Source organism: Collinsella sp. AM34-10 (assembly GCF_003469185.1).
GTDB lineage: Bacteria > Actinomycetota > Coriobacteriia > Coriobacteriales > Coriobacteriaceae > Collinsella.
Genome location: NZ_QSIL01000004.1, coordinates 144513 through 159956 on the forward strand (window position 1 = coordinate 144513; position 15444 = coordinate 159956).

The 15444-nt window shown below is 61.1% G+C and carries 12 protein-coding genes; 8 read left to right on the top strand and 4 right to left on the bottom strand.

Annotated features, from left to right (window positions below):
- Window positions 1-118 precede the first annotated feature (118 nt).
- From DW823_RS05280 to larD, 7 genes are all read left to right on the top strand, one after another.
- Window positions 119-1102: a DMT family transporter gene (locus DW823_RS05280; protein WP_118080854.1), complete on the top strand. Its 984-nt coding sequence runs from the start codon at window positions 119-121 to the stop codon at window positions 1100-1102.
- A 116-nt stretch (window positions 1103-1218) separates the two neighbouring features.
- Window positions 1219-2517, top strand: a complete 1299-nt coding sequence (locus DW823_RS05285) for a M20 family metallopeptidase (RefSeq protein WP_118080856.1) — start codon at window positions 1219-1221, stop codon at window positions 2515-2517.
- A 3-nt stretch (window positions 2518-2520) separates the two neighbouring features.
- Complete coding sequence (locus DW823_RS05290) at window positions 2521-2940, top strand: hypothetical protein (RefSeq protein WP_199574353.1); 420 nt, start codon at window positions 2521-2523, stop codon at window positions 2938-2940.
- A 192-nt stretch (window positions 2941-3132) separates the two neighbouring features.
- Window positions 3133-4446 (top strand): histidine--tRNA ligase, encoded by a 1314-nt coding sequence (gene hisS / locus DW823_RS05295; protein ID WP_118080858.1) that lies wholly within the window; start codon window positions 3133-3135, stop codon window positions 4444-4446.
- 258 nt (window positions 4447-4704) lie between these two features.
- The gene (locus DW823_RS05300; RefSeq protein ID WP_369831703.1) at window positions 4705-7518 is read left to right on the top strand and encodes a phosphoenolpyruvate carboxylase; all 2814 of its coding nucleotides are present in this window, start codon (window positions 4705-4707) and stop codon (window positions 7516-7518) included.
- A gap of 500 nt (window positions 7519-8018) precedes the next feature.
- Window positions 8019-9296 (top strand): nickel-dependent lactate racemase, encoded by a 1278-nt coding sequence (gene larA / locus DW823_RS05305; RefSeq protein ID WP_233504063.1) that lies wholly within the window; start codon window positions 8019-8021, stop codon window positions 9294-9296.
- Window positions 9297-9345: 49 nt separating this feature from the next.
- Entirely contained in the window at window positions 9346-10077 is a 732-nt protein-coding gene (gene larD / locus DW823_RS05310) for a D/L-lactic acid transporter LarD (protein ID WP_118080864.1), read from the top strand.
- Between the two features lie 310 nt (window positions 10078-10387).
- Here larD and DW823_RS05315 read toward each other — a convergent pair whose 3' ends face one another.
- The 4 genes from DW823_RS05315 to serB form a co-directional block, all read right to left on the bottom strand.
- A complete protein-coding gene (locus tag DW823_RS05315) occupies window positions 10388-10927 on the bottom strand; it encodes a TetR/AcrR family transcriptional regulator (protein WP_118080866.1) in 540 nt (179 codons plus the stop codon).
- Window positions 10928-10929: 2 nt separating this feature from the next.
- The gene (locus DW823_RS05320; protein ID WP_118080868.1) at window positions 10930-11826 is read right to left on the bottom strand and encodes a LarC family nickel insertion protein; all 897 of its coding nucleotides are present in this window, start codon (window positions 11824-11826) and stop codon (window positions 10930-10932) included.
- Between the two features lie 10 nt (window positions 11827-11836).
- Window positions 11837-12619 carry a nickel pincer cofactor biosynthesis protein LarB gene (larB, locus tag DW823_RS05325; RefSeq protein ID WP_118080870.1) on the bottom strand — a complete coding sequence of 261 codons (783 nt, stop codon included), beginning with the start codon at window positions 12617-12619 and terminating at the stop codon, window positions 11837-11839.
- A 113-nt stretch (window positions 12620-12732) separates the two neighbouring features.
- Entirely contained in the window at window positions 12733-13368 is a 636-nt protein-coding gene (serB, locus tag DW823_RS05330; RefSeq protein ID WP_118080872.1) for a phosphoserine phosphatase SerB, read from the bottom strand.
- A gap of 256 nt (window positions 13369-13624) precedes the next feature.
- Between serB and aspS the strand changes: the two genes are divergently transcribed.
- Window positions 13625-15412: an aspartate--tRNA ligase gene (gene aspS, locus DW823_RS05335; protein WP_118080874.1), complete on the top strand. Its 1788-nt coding sequence runs from the start codon at window positions 13625-13627 to the stop codon at window positions 15410-15412.
- The last annotated feature ends 32 nt before the right edge of the window (window positions 15413-15444 follow it).

Below are 15444 nucleotides of genomic sequence, written 5' to 3' on the forward strand. Positions count from 1 at the left end.
GTTGCTACAGTAGCGGGGCGTGCCGGGGGTCCGGTGCGCCCTGTTTTATTTGACCATGAGGCGGCATGCGGTCAAGCGCGTGCGGACACCACGCCCAGATTGAGCGCGAGGATGCCCTATGCCCCAGCATGTCACTGACAATATCGAAATGATGCCCGATAGCCCTGTTGCTCGCGAGGACCTGGGTGCGGGCGGCGCCTCCCGTGGCGCCGGTGCTCGTTCGCCGTTGTTCTGGAAAGTTCTACTGCTTTCGGTGGCGATTATCTGGGGCTACTCCTTTACCACTATGAAGGACGCGCTCGACACTATTCCGGTGTTTGAACTGCTCTACGTGCGCTTTCTGCCTGCGGCGTTGGTCATGTTTGCCATCTTCTACAAGCGCATCATCGCGCACCTCAACGCCCGCAACCTTATCGTCGGACTTGGAATGGGCGCACTTATGTGGGCCGCCTACGCTCTGCAGACAGTCGGTCTGGCGCACACCACGGCGGGCAAGAACGCTTTTTTGACGGGCACTTATTGCATTCTGGTCCCGTTCGCGAGCTATTTCCTAAGCGGCGAAAAGCTCACCCGCTATAACCTGGGTGCAGCACTGCTGTGCTTGGCGGGCATTGGCCTGGTGGCGCTCGATAGCGTCGAGTTCAACATCGGCGATGCCATTACGCTGGGCGGCGCGGTCTTCTTCGCCATCCAGATGGCGGTGACCGCCAAGTACGGTCGCAAAATGGACATCAACGTCATCACGTTTTGGATGTTTGTGGGCAATGGCGTGCTGAGCCTGATCTCGTCGCTGCTATTCGAGACCCAGGCGCCTCTGTCCGTGTGGACGCCGAATTTTATCTGTGTGATGGCGTTTCTCTCGGTGGGCTGCACATGCGTGGCTCTGCTCATCCAAAACGTCGGCCTGGCACATGTCCCGGCCTCGACGGGCTCGCTGCTCCTTTCGATGGAGTCGCCTTCGGGCGTGTTGTTTTCGGTACTGCTGATGGGGGAGGCGCTCACTTCGCGCCTGCTCGCCGGCTTCGTGCTTATCTTCCTGTCGATTATCTTGAGCGAGACTCACTTTGATTTTTTGCGTCGAAAGCCGCGCCCGCAATTGTAAACAACTTGTTGCGCCGCCCTCCTGGGGCGGCATTTTTTATGTCATGCCCTTACAGTTGTGCCTTGCACTTTACGCTATCAAAGTGCGTGCTGCAAAAACGTTACTGGAGGGCATCTATGGCACCAGCTCTGTCCGATTTTCAACCGCAACCAGCGCCTCAGGCTACCACAGCGGCGCAGACCGCTATCGGTGACGGTCTTGTCGCAGAAGCTCAGGCTTTTGCAGACGAGCTCGCTGCGTGGCGACACGATCTACACCAGATGCCCGAGCTCGGTAACAATCTTCCGCAGACGTCTGCCTATATCCAGGCACGTCTGGACGAGATGGACATCCCCCATACCACGCTCGTCGATGGTTCCTGCGTTGTGGGCCTTGTCGGCGCCGGTGCCGCCGCGGCCCAGGGCAATGGCGTCTGCGCGGACGAACAGGCCGGTACGGTCGTTATGCTGCGCGGCGACATGGATGCGCTGCCCGTTGCCGAGGAATCGGGCGAGCCTTTCGCTTCCACCAACGGTTGCATGCATGCCTGCGGCCACGATATGCACGCGACGGCCCTGCTCGGTGCGGCCCGTTTGCTCAAGGCCCGCGAGGCCGAGCTTGTGGAGGCCAACGCCACGGTGAAGTTGCTGTTCCAGCCGGGCGAGGAGACCTTCGAGGGCGCCCGCGCCGCCATCGCCGACGGTCTGCTGCAGAACCCGCGTCCCCAGGCCGCCTTCGCCATGCATGTCAATAGCCAGTCGCCGCTTGGCCTGGTGCTCTACGGCAGCCCGGCGCTCTCGGGCGTGTACGGTTTTCGCATCACGCTGCAGGGCAAGGGCGGCCATGGCTCGAGCCCCGAGATCTGCATCGACCCCATCACGGCCGGCGTCCATGTGCATCTGGCGCTTCAGGAGCTCATCTCTCGCGAGGTGCCGGCGGCCAAGGAGGTCGCGCTTACCGTCGGTAAGTTTGCTGGCGGCCTGGCGGCCAACGTCATCCCCGACACCTGCGTGCTCGAGGGAACGCTGCGCGGCTTTGATGTTGAGCTCATGGCTCACCTCAAGACCCGCATCGCCGAGGTCGTTAACGGCGTTGCTGCAACATATCGTACGCCGGCGACCATCGAGACGCTTTCGGATGTTCCGCCGCTTGTACTCGACAGCGATATGACTCAGGCGTCGCTTGGCTATGTGGGCGCAGTGCTGCCCAAGGCGGCTTTCTTGCCGCTTTTCCATGCCATGGCGAGTGAAGACTTCGCGCTTATCTCGAGCGAGATTCCGAGTGCGTACTTTACCGTGGGCGCGGCCGTAACCGACACGGACGAACACTTTGCCCAACACCATCCCAAGGCACGTTTTAACGATGCCGAGCTTCCCCTCGGTGCCGCGGCTTATACCGCCGTCGCTTTGGGCTATATCGCCGACCACAAGGAGTAACCAATGCCCCAGCAGCGTAAGTTCTTCCCAGGTTGGCTCGTCGTGGCCTCCGGCTTTGTCATCATGGCCACGTGCTACACGATTTTCGTCAACTGCATGAGCCTGTTTCAGCCGCTCATCGTCAGCGACTTGGGCATTTCTCTTGCGCAGTACAACATCTCCAACGCCATCTCTACCGTTGTGAGCGTTATCGGCTCACTTGTGATCGGTCATGTGGCCGACAAGGTGAGCGGTCGCGTTTTGGGCTCCCTCACTGTTATCGCCACCTCTGCCGTTCTTGCCGGCATGAGCTTTGTCGGTGAGCTGTGGCAGGTCTACGTGCTCTTTTCTGTTTGCCCCGTTCTGTTTGTGGCCGCCCTGGAAGCCGAATGGATGCTCGTACCATCATTCGGTTTCCAAGGCGGTCACGGGCCTACGAAATGACCCGTTTTCCTCCGTCCCCAACAGATCACGTGATCCGAAGGGGACGGAGGAAAACGGGTCACAAACAGCGGCGGCGCATCTGGCCGAACGAGTCCCCATACCCTCGTTCGGTCAGACGCGCCGCCGCGTTGCTGCTTTGTGCCGTATAATGTCCACTATCTATGACGCGATACAAAAGAAAGGTGTTTGCCCATGCAGGCACAGAAGGCGGAGGGAACCCGCGACCTTATCGGCGCCGAGATGCGCGCCTGGCAAAAGATGCAGCAGATTGCTGCCGGCGTGTTCGAGCCGTTTGGCTTTAAGCCCATCGAGACGCCCGCCATCGAGCAGGTGGACGTGTTTGTCCACGGCATCGGCCAATCGACCGACGTCGTGCGCAAGGAGATGTTCCGCGTGTTTAGCGGCGCCAACCTGGAGCGCGTCTTTACCGAGGGTACCGATACCAAGCTCAAGCCCAAGCAGCGCTTGGCGCTTCGCCCCGAGGGCACGGCCGGTGTGGTGCGCGCCGTCGTGGAGAACAACCTGGTGCCCCAGGGCTCCACGCCGTTTAAGGCCTACTATGCCGAGGCCATGTTCCGCGGCGAGCGTCCCCAGAAGGGGCGTCTGCGTCAGTTCCACCAGGTAGGCATCGAGTGGCTCGGCGCTCCCGATCCGGCGGCAGACGCCGAGTGCATCATCATGCTCATGGAGTTCTACAAGCGCCTTGGTTTCGATCTTTCCAAGCTTCGTCTGCTCATTAACTCGATGGGCGATGCCCAGTGCCGTCCGGCCTATCGCGAGCAGGTCAAGCAGTTCATTCTCGATCACGCCGACGAGATGTGCGATGAGTGCCGAGAGCGCGCCGAGCTTAACCCGCTGCGCGCCTTCGACTGCAAGAACGATCACTGCCGCGAGATTATGGCTGACGCACCGCTGATGGGCGACAACCTGTGCGATGAGTGCCGCGAGCACTACGAGCAGGTCAAGCGCTATTTGGATGCCGCCGGCATCGAGTATGTCGAGGATCCCACCCTGGTGCGCGGCCTGGACTACTACACCCGTACCGTCTTTGAGGTCGAGGCCCCTGGTGCCGGCGTCGGCTCCATCGGTGGCGGCGGCCGCTACGATGGCCTGGTCGAGCTCGAGGGCGGCAAGCCCACGGCTGGCGTCGGCTTCGCCGTCGGTTTTGAGCGCGCCCTGCTGGCCCTGCAGGCCTTTGGCAGCGACTTGGGCGCCGATGAGACCCCGTGTGTCTACGTCGCCAACGCCGGCAAGGAGTTGCGCCAGAACGTCTTTGCCATTACGCAGGAGCTTCGCGCCGCAGGTATCGTGACCGAGGCAGACTATCAGGGTCGTTCGCTCAAGGCTCAGTTTAAGCAGGCCGACAAAGTGGGTGCTAAGCTCATTTTGGTCTTGGGCGGCGACGAGCTTGCCGCCGGCAAGGTCAAGGTGCGCGACATGGAGAGCCATGACGAGGCTCTCGTCGATCTGGCCAACGTGGTCGAGGCGGTTCGTGAGCGCCTGTAGCGCATGATTTTTGAGCTGTGGACTCACTAAAACGCTCAGCTCATTGAGAGCGATTGTTACGGGGGTGTTTCGCATTTATGCGGAATGCTCCCGTTTGCATATGCCGCCCACCGAGAAATACGACCATTTAGGGCAAAAACCCTTGCAATGCAGAAAATACTTTTCTGTGGTAAAGCGCAATCAGCTCCGAAAGTTTTTGCCGAGTGCCTATAATGAATACCGCATGTTACGTGCATAGAAGGAGGAATGGGAGGAAACGTGGCTGAGAACCTAAGCAACCAGTCTGTACCCGAAGCCGCGGCGCGCGTCGCTGCCGTGGTCAACCGCCTCGTTAACCGAATCGGCTCGAATGCCGAGTCCAAGGAGCGTCTCGCCGAGATCGAGATCCCCGAGGAGCTGCGCGACAATCTGGCGCTGTTCTTGCGCCTGGAGCGCCGTGTGCTTAGCGAGTATGATCCCGAGATCGCGGACCTGTTCGACAAGATTTTGACAGCCGAGATTGTGGCCAACGCCGGAAACCCCGGCACTCGTGCTGCCGACGAGTCCGTCGACGAGCAGGGCGTGCCCACTGCCGACGAGCCCACCGCCGTGGCGTTTCGCGAGGTCGTTGATCTGATCGACAGTCTGCCGCTCGATAAGCAGCAGGTTATCGTCCGCGCCTTTACGAGCTTCTTCCATCTGGCAAACCTGTCGGAGGAGAACTACCGTGTGGCGCAGCTGCGCGAGCGCGAGGCCGGCGCATCGACCGATACCGAGGTCGATCCCGCCAACGAACTCACCGTCGCCTATCACCAGTTGGTAAACGAGATGGGTGTCGAGGGCGCCAACGAGCTGCTTGGCAAGCTTGAGTTCCACCCCGTCTTTACCGCGCATCCCACCGAGGCCCGTCGCAAGGCCGTCGAGGGCAAGATCCGCCGTATCTCCAACCTGCTGGAGGAGCGCCCGCGTCTGGGCGGCTCCGACCTGGTGGAGAACGAGCGCCACATGCTGCAGGAGATCGACGCCCTGGTTCGCACGAGCCCCATCGCGTTGAAGAAGCCCACGCCGGTCGAGGAAGCCGATACCATCATCGACATCTTCGATAACACGCTGTTCGACGTCATTCCCGTTATCTATCGTCGTTTTGACGACTGGGTGCTGGGCGACAAGGCCGGCACCGTGCCGCCGCTGTGCCCGGCATTCTTCCATCCCGGCAGCTGGATCGGCTCTGACCGCGACGGCAACCCCAACGTCACCGCCAAGGTGAGCCGCGAGGTCGCCGCCAAGTACTTCACGCATATGGTGCTCAAGCTCGAGGACAAGTGCCGCCGCATCGGCCGCAACCTTACGCTCGAGGCCACCTACAGCAAGCCTTCTGCCGAGCTCATTAACCTGTGGAACCATCAGGTCGAGATGAGCCCTCGGTACACGGCCCGCGCCGAGCTGATCTCCGAGCACGAGCCGCATCGCGCCGTCATGCTCGTCATGGCCGACCGTCTGAACGCCACCGTGCGCCGTATCACCGACACCATGTACCACAGCGCCGACGAGTTCCTGGATGACCTGCGCGTCGTCCAGCGCTCGCTGGCCGCCTGCGGTGCCGTCCGTGCTGCCTACGGCCCGGTCCAGACCATCATCTGGCAGGTCGAGTCCTTCGGCTTCCATATGGTCGAGATGGAGTTCCGTCAGCACTCCGTGGTGCATGCCCGCGCCCTCAAGGATATCCACGAGAACGGTATCCATGGCGACCTGCAGCCCATGACGCGCGAAGTCATCGATACCTTCCGTGCTATCGGCTCCATCCAAAAGCGCTACGGCAAGAAGATGGCGCACCGCTACATCATCTCGTTTACCAAGAGCGCCCAGCATGTGGCTGACGTCTTCGAGCTGGCCCACCTGTCCTTCGCACACGAGGAAGATGTCCCCGAGCTCGACGTGATCCCGCTATTCGAGCAGCTCGAGGACCTCGAGGGCTGCGTCGACGTGCTCGACCAGATGCTTACGCTGCCCGTGGTACAGAAGCGTCTTGCCCAGACCAACCGTCGCATGGAGGTTATGCTGGGCTATTCCGATTCCTCCAAGGACGCCGGTCCTACCACGGCCATGCTCGCGCTGCATTCCGCGCAGGAGCGCATTGCCAAGTGGGCCGAGAAGAACGATATCGACTTGGTGCTCATGCACGGTCGCGGCGGTGCCGTGGGCCGTGGCGGCGGCCCGGCCAACAAGGCCGTGCTGGCGCAGCCCAAGGGTTCGGTCAACTGCTTCTTTAAGCTCACCGAGCAGGGCGAGGTCATCTTTGCCCGTTACGGCAACCGCACGCTGGCTCAGCGCCATGTTGAGTCCGTTGCCGCCGCAACGCTTTTGCAGTCGGCCCCGAGTGTCGAGAAGATCAACACCGAGACCACGCAGAAGTTCTGGGATATGGCCGAGAAGCTCAACGCCGCAAGCCACGAGCGCTATCTGGACCTGCTGAACACCGAGGACTTTACACCGTGGTTCTCGACCGTGACGCCGCTGACCGAAGTCGGTCTGCTGCCGATCGGCTCGCGTCCCGCCAAGCGCGGTCTGGGCGCCAAGTCGCTCGATGACCTGCGTACCATTCCGTGGATCTTCAGCTGGAGCCAGGCGCGCATCAATCTGGCCGCTTGGTACGGCCTGGGCACCGCCTGCGAGCAGTTGGGCGATCTTGACCAGCTTAAGGCTGCCTACCAGGAGTGGCCGTTCTTCCGTACCTTTATCGACAACATCGAGATGTCGATCGCCAAGACTGACCAGCGCATCGCCAAGATGTATCTGCACCTGGGCGATCGCCAGGATCTGTCCGAGAAGGTCTTCACCGAGATGCAGCTCACGCGTAAGTGGGTCCTTGCCATCGTCGGTGACGAGTGGCCGCTGCAGCGCCGCCGCGTGCTCGGTTGCGCCGTCCGCGTGCGCAACCCCTACGTCGACGCCTTGTCCATCGCCCAGGTCCGCGCCCTTCGCGAGGTGCGTATGAACCAGGACGAGATGGCCGAGGAGAAGAAGGCCGAGTACATGAGCCTGATTCTTTCGACTGTGACCGGCGTCTCGGCAGGATTGCAGAACACGGGGTAATCGATAGCCCTGTAGCTCTCACCGGGACCCGATGGGTTTCCCTCTGAATGCGTCCTCGCACTTGAAGCCCCCTTATCCTACTCCTTCGGAGCTGCGGATAAGGGGGCTTCGTGCTGCGGAATGCATTCAGAGGGAAACCCGTCGGGTCCCTTCGTCCTCGGTCTTCAGGGATTAAAGCTGATGAAAATAAAGTGCGCTTCGCGCCTAATGTGGAGTGCGGCGAGGGCTTCTTGCGTCCTGCGGAGTGTGCCTAAAAGTAAACTAATGGCGGGCCCTGCGATGTCCGGTCTTCGGCGGATTACTGGCTGGGGAAAGATGGCGCGCTTCTCGCCTTACGACTGTAGCAGCCACGGTCCCGGTTGGGGTCGCGGCCGTTTTGTTGTGGGTCAAATATGAACGTTGTGTTAATGACTCGGTGTACGGTGGAGTTTTTCGGTGAGCGGCGTATCCTTCCAACGGTTTATCTAGTGTGTTAGATGAAAGGAAGAGGGCGCTCGTCATTGTTTGAATGTGAACTGCCGTTTGACCACAAGACGTTGCATCTGGAGCTCGAGGATAAGAACTTCGCGGGTGTGATGGAAGGTCATCAAAACGAGTTTAAGACTACAAAATCGCAGGAAGAGCTGGTAGAGGAGTCGCTTGCCAACCCTTATGGCTCGCCTTCGCTCGAGGAGCTTTGTGCTGGCAAGAAGGATATTGTCATCATTAGCTCCGATCATACGCGTCCCGTTCCCTCGCGTGTGACGATGCCTATTCTGCTGCATCACATCCATTCCGCTGCGCCCGAGGCTCGCGTGCGTATTTTGGTTGCTACGGGTATGCACCGTCCGTCGACACACGAGGAACTCGTCAACAAGTATGGCGAGGAGATCGTTGCCAACGAGGAAATCGTTATGCACGTCGCGACTGACGACAGCATGATGAAAAAGATCGGTACCCTGCCTTCTGGTGGCGAGTGCATCATCAACAAGATTGCCGCCGATTGCGATCTGCTGCTTGCAGAGGGCTTCATTGAGCCGCACTTCTTTGCCGGTTTCTCTGGCAGCCGCAAGTCCGTGCTGCCCGGTATCGCCAGCTACAAGACCATCATGTACAACCACAACGGTCAGTTTGTGAACGATTCCCATTCGCGTGCCGGCAACCTGTGCCACAACCACGTGAGCGAGGATATGTTCGCCGCCGCCGAGATGGCCCACCTCGCCTTTGTGCTTAACGTGGTGCTCAACGGCAAGCACGAGGTCATCGGTTCTTTTGCCGGTGACATCCACAAGGCGCACGAGGCTGGCTGCGAGTTCGTGAAGAGCCTTGCCGGCGTTGAGCCCGTTGAGTGCGAGATTGCCATCACCACCAACGGCGGTTACCCGCTCGACCAGAACATCTATCAGGCCGTGAAGGGCATGTGCGCTGCCGAGGCCACGCTTCCCGAGGGCGGCGTGATCATTGATGTCGCCGGTTGTGCCGACGGTCACGGCGGCGAGGGCTTCTATCACAACATCGCCGACAACGACCCGGCGGAGTTTGAGCGCGCCTGCATCGACCGTCCTAAGGACGAGACCCTGCCCGATCAGTGGACGAGCCAGATCTTTGCCCGCATCCTGGCGCATCACCCTGTGATCATGGTCACCGACCTGTGCGATCACCAGATGATCAAGGATATGCACATGACGCCGGTCAACACCCTCGAGGAGGCGCTCAAGCTCGCCTTTGAGATGAAGGGTGCCGATGCCAAGGTGGCCGTCATTCCCGATGGCCTGGGCGTTGTCGTCGCGCAGCACTAGTGCGCGGCCTAAACGAATCGTTTGTAACCGACAAGAAAGATAAGGTTTTATGCTTACCAAACTCCTCTGTGAATTCGGCGCAACGGCCCTCATGATCATCTTTGGCGTGGGCGTGCACTGCGATACCGTGCTCAAGGGCACCAAGTATCAGGGCTCCGGCCACATGTTTGCCATCACCACCTGGTCTTTTGGCATCTCGGTCTGCCTGTTTGTCTTTGGCGGCGCCGTGTGCATGAACCCCGCCATGGTGCTTGCCCAGTGCATCGTAGGCCTGGTGCCGTGGAGCAGCTGCATTCCCTTCATGATTGCCGATATGCTCGGCGGCTTTGCGGGCGCCGTGATCGCGTGGTTGATGTATGCCGATGAGTTCAAGGCTTCCGATGGCGTCGTCGACCCCATTGCCCAGCGCAACATCTTCTCGACCAACCCCACCACCGAGGGTACGAACTACGCCCGTAACTTCTTCTGCGAGGCTATCTGCACCTTTGTGTTCATCAGCGCCATCCTCGCTGCCGCTAACCGCGCCGGCGAGAACGTTCTGATGCTCGCCATCTGCGTCGGCCTGATCGTTTGGGCCGTTGGCATGGGCATGGGCGGCATCACCGGCTTCGCCATGAACCAGGCTCGTGACCTTGGTCCTCGCATGGCCTATCAGGTGCTGCCGATCAAGAACAAGGCTGACAACAACTGGAAGTACGGCCTGCTCGTTCCTGGCATCGCTCCGTTTGTCGGTGCCGCTCTGGCCGCGCTGTTTGTGCACGGTTTCTTGGGCATGTTCTAGTCCAAGACAATTGATATAACGCCCGGGTCCGGCATAGGTTAACTTTCCGCCGCGTCCTCGGACATGCAAGAAGCTCCCGCTGCGCACTTCGTGCGGCGGGAGCTTCTTGCGTCCTGCGGAGTGCGGCGGAAAGTTAACCTATGCCGGACCCTGCGGGAATCCAGTTGCGTTCGAACAAGCAACCAACATATATATCTGAATTTGGATGTGGTGGGCACTTTGTTGTTAGGCGCTTTGAGGTGCGAGTGACACTTTGGGATGCGTGGCGCCTTGGGGTGGGGCGGTGCTTTGGGATGAGAGGCTTACTTACTTAGTTGAAGAGGGGTTTTATGGCTGATAGGTAATCTTTTGCCACATCGGCCTTATCTGCTTGGAAGTTGTGCCAGGCCCACCATTGGACGGTGGCTACGAAGCTTGAGGCTATGTGGTGTAGTAGGAAGCTGCGGTCCATGGTGCCGGCGGGGCCTGAGGGGTCGACGGGCACGGTTTCGGCTGCTCGTGACATGATGGTCTTGCGTAGGCAGTCGGCGAAGACGCGTGAGCCGGCGCCGGCTACCAGTGCCCGTACACCCTGCCGACGATTCCAGAGGTTGTTGAGGATATGCTCGACCTGTACGAGTGGGTCATCGAGGGGCGTACCGTCATTGTCGAGGGCATGGGTGCAGATATCGCGCACGAGCTCAGCGAGCAGGTCATCTTTGCTTTTAAAGAGGCCGTAGAACGTGGCCCGACCCACATGGGCGCGAGCGATGATGACGCCGACGGTGATCTTGCCGTAATCTTCCTCGCACAGGAGCTCGGAGAACGCCGCAACGATGGCGGCACGGCTTTTTGCCTTGCGGGCATCCATGGCTATGCGTCCGCGTGAACGAGCAGGCAGCGGAGTGTACCGGAGCAGCCCTCGTAGGGGCGCTTACCGGCGCCGTAGCCGACGGCCTCGATGCGGTAGCGGACTGGCAGGTGCTCGGACGTGCGCAGCGCGGTGACGATGGCGGCGCCCGTGGGCGTCACGAGCTCGCCGGCGACCGGCGCGGGCGTGAGGGCGATATTGCCTGCCTGGCACAGGTTGACGACAGCGGGGACGGGAATGGGCATGAGGCCGTGGGCGCAGCGGATGGTTCCGTGGCCCTCGGAGAGCGACTCGACCACGATGTCCTCAATACCCAGGTCGTCGAGGCAGATGGCGACAGAGCAGACGTCGACGATGGAGTCGACGGCGCCCACCTCGTGAAACAGGACGGTGTCGGGCGTTTTGCCGTGAGCCTTGGCCTCGGCAGCAGCGAGTACGGAAAAAATGGCGAGGGCACGACGCTTGGCGCCATCGCTTAGCTGCGAGCCATCGATGATAGCGGTGACGTCCGCCAAAGAACGGTGGTGATGGTGGTGGGCGTGATGGTGGCCCTCGTGGTCATGCTCGTGGCAGTGCTCGTGCTCCCCATGGTTATGATGCCCATGCCCATGTCCATGCTCGTGCGTGTGCTCAGCAGTTGCCTCGTTGCCGTAGAGCCAAGCCATGTCGTGGTCATGATTCTCCAGCTCGGCCGCAAGCTGAACATCGAAGTCACAGGCGTCGATGCCGTGCTTGTTCACGCGCGTCACGGCAATCTCAAAGCCATCGACCGGCAGCGTGGCGAGCTGTTCGCGCAGGTGCTCCTCGCTGGCGCCCAGGTCGAGCAGGGCCGCGACGGTCATATCGCCGCTGATGCCTGAGGTTCCGTCGATGATAAGCGTGTGCTGATGGTTGGACATGGAATGCTCCTTAATGGGCGTAGGACGTGCCGGCGCTCAGATGATTGATAAGACTTGCCTGGTAGGCGGCACCAAAGCCGTTGTCGATATTGACGACCGAGACGCCGCTGGCGCAGGAATTGAGCATGGCGAGCAGTGCTGCCACGCCGCCAAAGCTTGCACCGTAGCCCACGCTCGTGGGAACGGCGATGACCGGACAGCTCACCAGGCCGCCGATGACGCTCGCCAGGGCGCCTTCCATGCCGGCGATGGCGATGACCACCTGTGCCTGGGCAAGTTCCTCGGCATGAGCGAGCAGGCGGTGCAGGCCGGCGACGCCCACGTCGTAAAGACGATCGACTTCGTTGCCGTAGAACTCGGCCGTCAGTGCGGCCTCTTCGGCGACGGGCAGGTCGCTCGTGCCGGCGCAGGCGACGACGATGCGTCCGTTGCCAGTAGGGGAGGGCTTGCCGCCCACGAGGGCGAGCTGTGCGTTCGGGATATATCCAAGGTCGATGTCGTCGGCAAGAAGCTCAGCGGTGCGCGCAGCCTTATCGGCATCGAGCCGCGTGACCAGGACGTGTCCCTGGCCTGCATCGAGAAGCGCTTCGATAATGGCGGCAATCTGCTCGGCGGTTTTACCGGCGCCGTAGATAACCTCGCCGGCTCCCTGGCGCACCCCGCGCGAAAGATCGAGCTGTGCAAAGCCCAGGTCGGCGGTCGGCGCCGTCTGGATGCGCGTGAGGGCGACTGCCGGGGCGACTGCTCCGCCGGCAACATCGCTCAGCAACTGCTCAAGATCTCGCTTATCCATATATGTTCCCTTCGACGGCGCAAAGTCTAGCACGAGAAGGGTAGTTTCCGAACACTAAGACAAAATTGTTCGGAAACTATAGGACAGACTGATTCTCTTGTTAGAAGGATCGACTAGTCGCGCAGGATGATGTCCATGGCGAGCATCAGGTTGCGCTCATCGATGGCAAACGGGGCGGCTTCGCGCGTCTTGGGCTTGGCGCAAAACGCGATGCCCGTGCCCGCGGCCTGGATCATGGGGATGTCGTTTGCCCCGTCGCCAATAGCGACCGTGTGGGCCATGTCGACGCCGCACTCAACTGCCCAGTCCTGCAGCTGGATGAGCTTGGATTCCTTGGTCACAATGTTTGCCGCCAGCTTGCCGGTGAGCTTGCCGTCCACGACCTCCAGGCGGTTAGCGAGGCAAAAGTCGATGCCCGCGGCGGCCACGATCTTGTCGGCGACCTCGTGAAAGCCGCCGCTTACCACGCCAACCTTCCAGCCCTTGCTGTGTGCCGAGCGCACAAGCTCCAGCGCGCCGGGGGTAAATGTCACGCGCTCAAAGGTGCGTTCGAACACGCTCTCATCCAAGCCGGCAAGCAGCCCCACGCGCTCTTCGAGCGCCTGCTTAAAGTCAAGCTCGCCGCGCATGGCGCGTTCGGTGATCTGTGCCACCTGCTCGCCCACGCCGGCCTCCTCGCCCAACAGGTCGATGACTTCCTGGTTGATGAGCGTGGAGTCGATATCCATAACGATGAGGCGTGCAGTCATGGCGGGCCTTTCCGAGTGCAGTTGTATTGGGGCACATTGTCGCACGCGGCGCGCCTTGGCGACGGCCAGGCCGCGTCAATTGTTTCGTCTCCGTCAAGTCTTTGGGCAAGAGCTACTTTTTCGCGGCACATCGACGCGGGTGCGATAAGATAGAACGCCATGTCTGGCTGCGCGGTTTACGCAGGCTGGGCAAATCTGTACGACGCCGCCCGGAACGACACGGGGCGGCACAGATCCATAAAGGAGGATCACTGGTATGAGCCAGACCCGTCCCATCGATGAGCATTCCATGCACACCCGTACCTGCGGCGAGCTTCGCTTCGAGAACGTGGGCGAAGAGGTCACCCTCACCGGTTGGGTGAGCCGTCGCCGCGACCACGGCGGCCTTATTTTCTGCGACCTTCGCGACCGCGAGGGCATCACGCAGCTCACCTTCGACCCCGAGCACTCCGACGGCGATGCCTTTAAGATCGCCGAGACCATGCGCCCCGAGTGGCCCATCAAGATCCACGGCGTCGTGCGCGCCCGTGGCGAGGAGACCACCAACACTAAGCTCGCGACCGGCGAGATCGAGGTCCTGACCGACCACGCCGAGGTGCTCAACACGTCCGTCACCCCGCCGTTCCAGATCGAGGACGGCATCGAGACCAGCGAGGACACCCGCCTGCGCTATCGCTATCTGGACCTTCGCCGTCCCGAGATGATGGCCAACCTCAAGCTGCGCTCCGACTTTACCTTTGCCATTCGCGAGGCACTGTACAACCGTGAGTTCATGGAGGTCGAGACGCCCTCCCTGTTCAAGTCCACGCCCGAGGGCGCCCGCGACTTCATCGTTCCCAGCCGTATTCAGCCGGGTAACTTCTACGCCCTGCCGCAGTCCCCGCAGCTCCTGAAGCAGCTGCTCATGGTCGGTGGCGTCGAGCGCTACTACCAGGTTGCCAAGTGCTTCCGCGACGAGGACCTGCGTGCCGACCGTCAGCCCGAGTTCACCCAGGTCGATATCGAGATGTCCTTCGTGGACCAGAACGACGTCATGAGCGCGCTCGAGGAAGTTCTGTCCGATGCCTTCGGCCGCATGGGTGTCGAGATGCCCACGCCGCTGCGTCGCATGGACTACTGGGAGGCCATGGACACCTATGGCTCCGACAAGCCCGATACCCGCTATGGTATGCACCTGGTCGACCTGACCGACATCTTTGCCAACTCCAAGTTCAAGGTCTTTGCGACTGCCGCGAACGAGGAGGGCTCTGTCGTCAAGGCCATCAACGCCAAGGGCGCCGGCGCCTGGGCACGTGCCAAGATCGATAAGCTCGCCGGCGTGGCCTCCACGTTTGGCGCCAAGGGCCTGGCCTGGATCGCCTTCCGCGAGGACGGCTCCATCAACAGCCCCATCGTCAAGTTCTTCTCGGACGAGGAGATGGCTGCTCTGCGCGAGCGCATGGACGTCGAGCCTGGCGACCTCGTGATGTTCGCCGCCGGCCCGCGCCTGCTCTCTGACGAGATCCTGGGCGGCATGCGTTCCCACATGGCCAACGCACTCGAGATCAAGCGCGAGGGCCACGACTTCCTGTGGGTCGTCAACTTCCCGCTGTTCCACTGGGATGAGGACCGCAAGGCTTATGCCGCCGAGCATCAGCCGTTCACTCTGCCGACCGAGACCGACATCGCCAAGATCGAGGCCGACCCGTTGGCAGCCGGTTCCTGCACCTACGACTTTGTCATGGACGGCTTTGAGGCCGGTGGTGGCGGTATGCGTATCCACAACGCCGAGATGCAGATGTCCATGCTCAAGCTCCTGGGCTTTACCGAGGAGCGCGCCGAGTCGCAGTTCGGCTTCCTCATGGAGGCGCTCAAGTTTGGTGCGCCCCCGATGGGCGGTTTTGCTCTGGGCCTGGACCGCGTGTGCATGCTGCTCACCGGTTCCGACTCCATCCGCGACGTCATGGCGTTCCCCAAGACGGCCAGCGGCTCCGACCTCATGTCGGGCGCCCCGAGTGCCGTTAGCGGCGCCCAGCTCAAGGACGTCAGCCTGCGCCTGATGTAGGCAAGCAGCTACCTATTGCTTGCAACGAGGGA

Bases quoted from the DNA above. Each gene is read 5' to 3' on its own strand.
- DW823_RS05285 (WP_118080856.1), top strand. From the start codon at position 1,219: ATGGCACCAGCTCTGTCCGATTTTCAACCGCAACCAGCGCCTCAGGCT.
- serB (WP_118080872.1), bottom strand. From the start codon at position 13,368: ATGACTGCACGCCTCATCGTTATGGATATCGACTCCACGCTCATCAAC.
- hisS (WP_118080858.1), top strand. From the start codon at position 3,133: ATGCAGGCACAGAAGGCGGAGGGAACCCGCGACCTTATCGGCGCCGAG.
- DW823_RS05290 (WP_199574353.1), top strand. From the start codon at position 2,521: ATGCCCCAGCAGCGTAAGTTCTTCCCAGGTTGGCTCGTCGTGGCCTCC.
- larD (WP_118080864.1), top strand. From the start codon at position 9,346: ATGCTTACCAAACTCCTCTGTGAATTCGGCGCAACGGCCCTCATGATC.
- DW823_RS05315 (WP_118080866.1), bottom strand. From the start codon at position 10,927: ATGGATGCCCGCAAGGCAAAAAGCCGTGCCGCCATCGTTGCGGCGTTC.
- DW823_RS05280 (WP_118080854.1), top strand. From the start codon at position 119: ATGCCCCAGCATGTCACTGACAATATCGAAATGATGCCCGATAGCCCT.
- DW823_RS05320 (WP_118080868.1), bottom strand. From the start codon at position 11,826: ATGTCCAACCATCAGCACACGCTTATCATCGACGGAACCTCAGGCATC.
- aspS (WP_118080874.1), top strand. From the start codon at position 13,625: ATGAGCCAGACCCGTCCCATCGATGAGCATTCCATGCACACCCGTACC.
- larB (WP_118080870.1), bottom strand. From the start codon at position 12,619: ATGGATAAGCGAGATCTTGAGCAGTTGCTGAGCGATGTTGCCGGCGGA.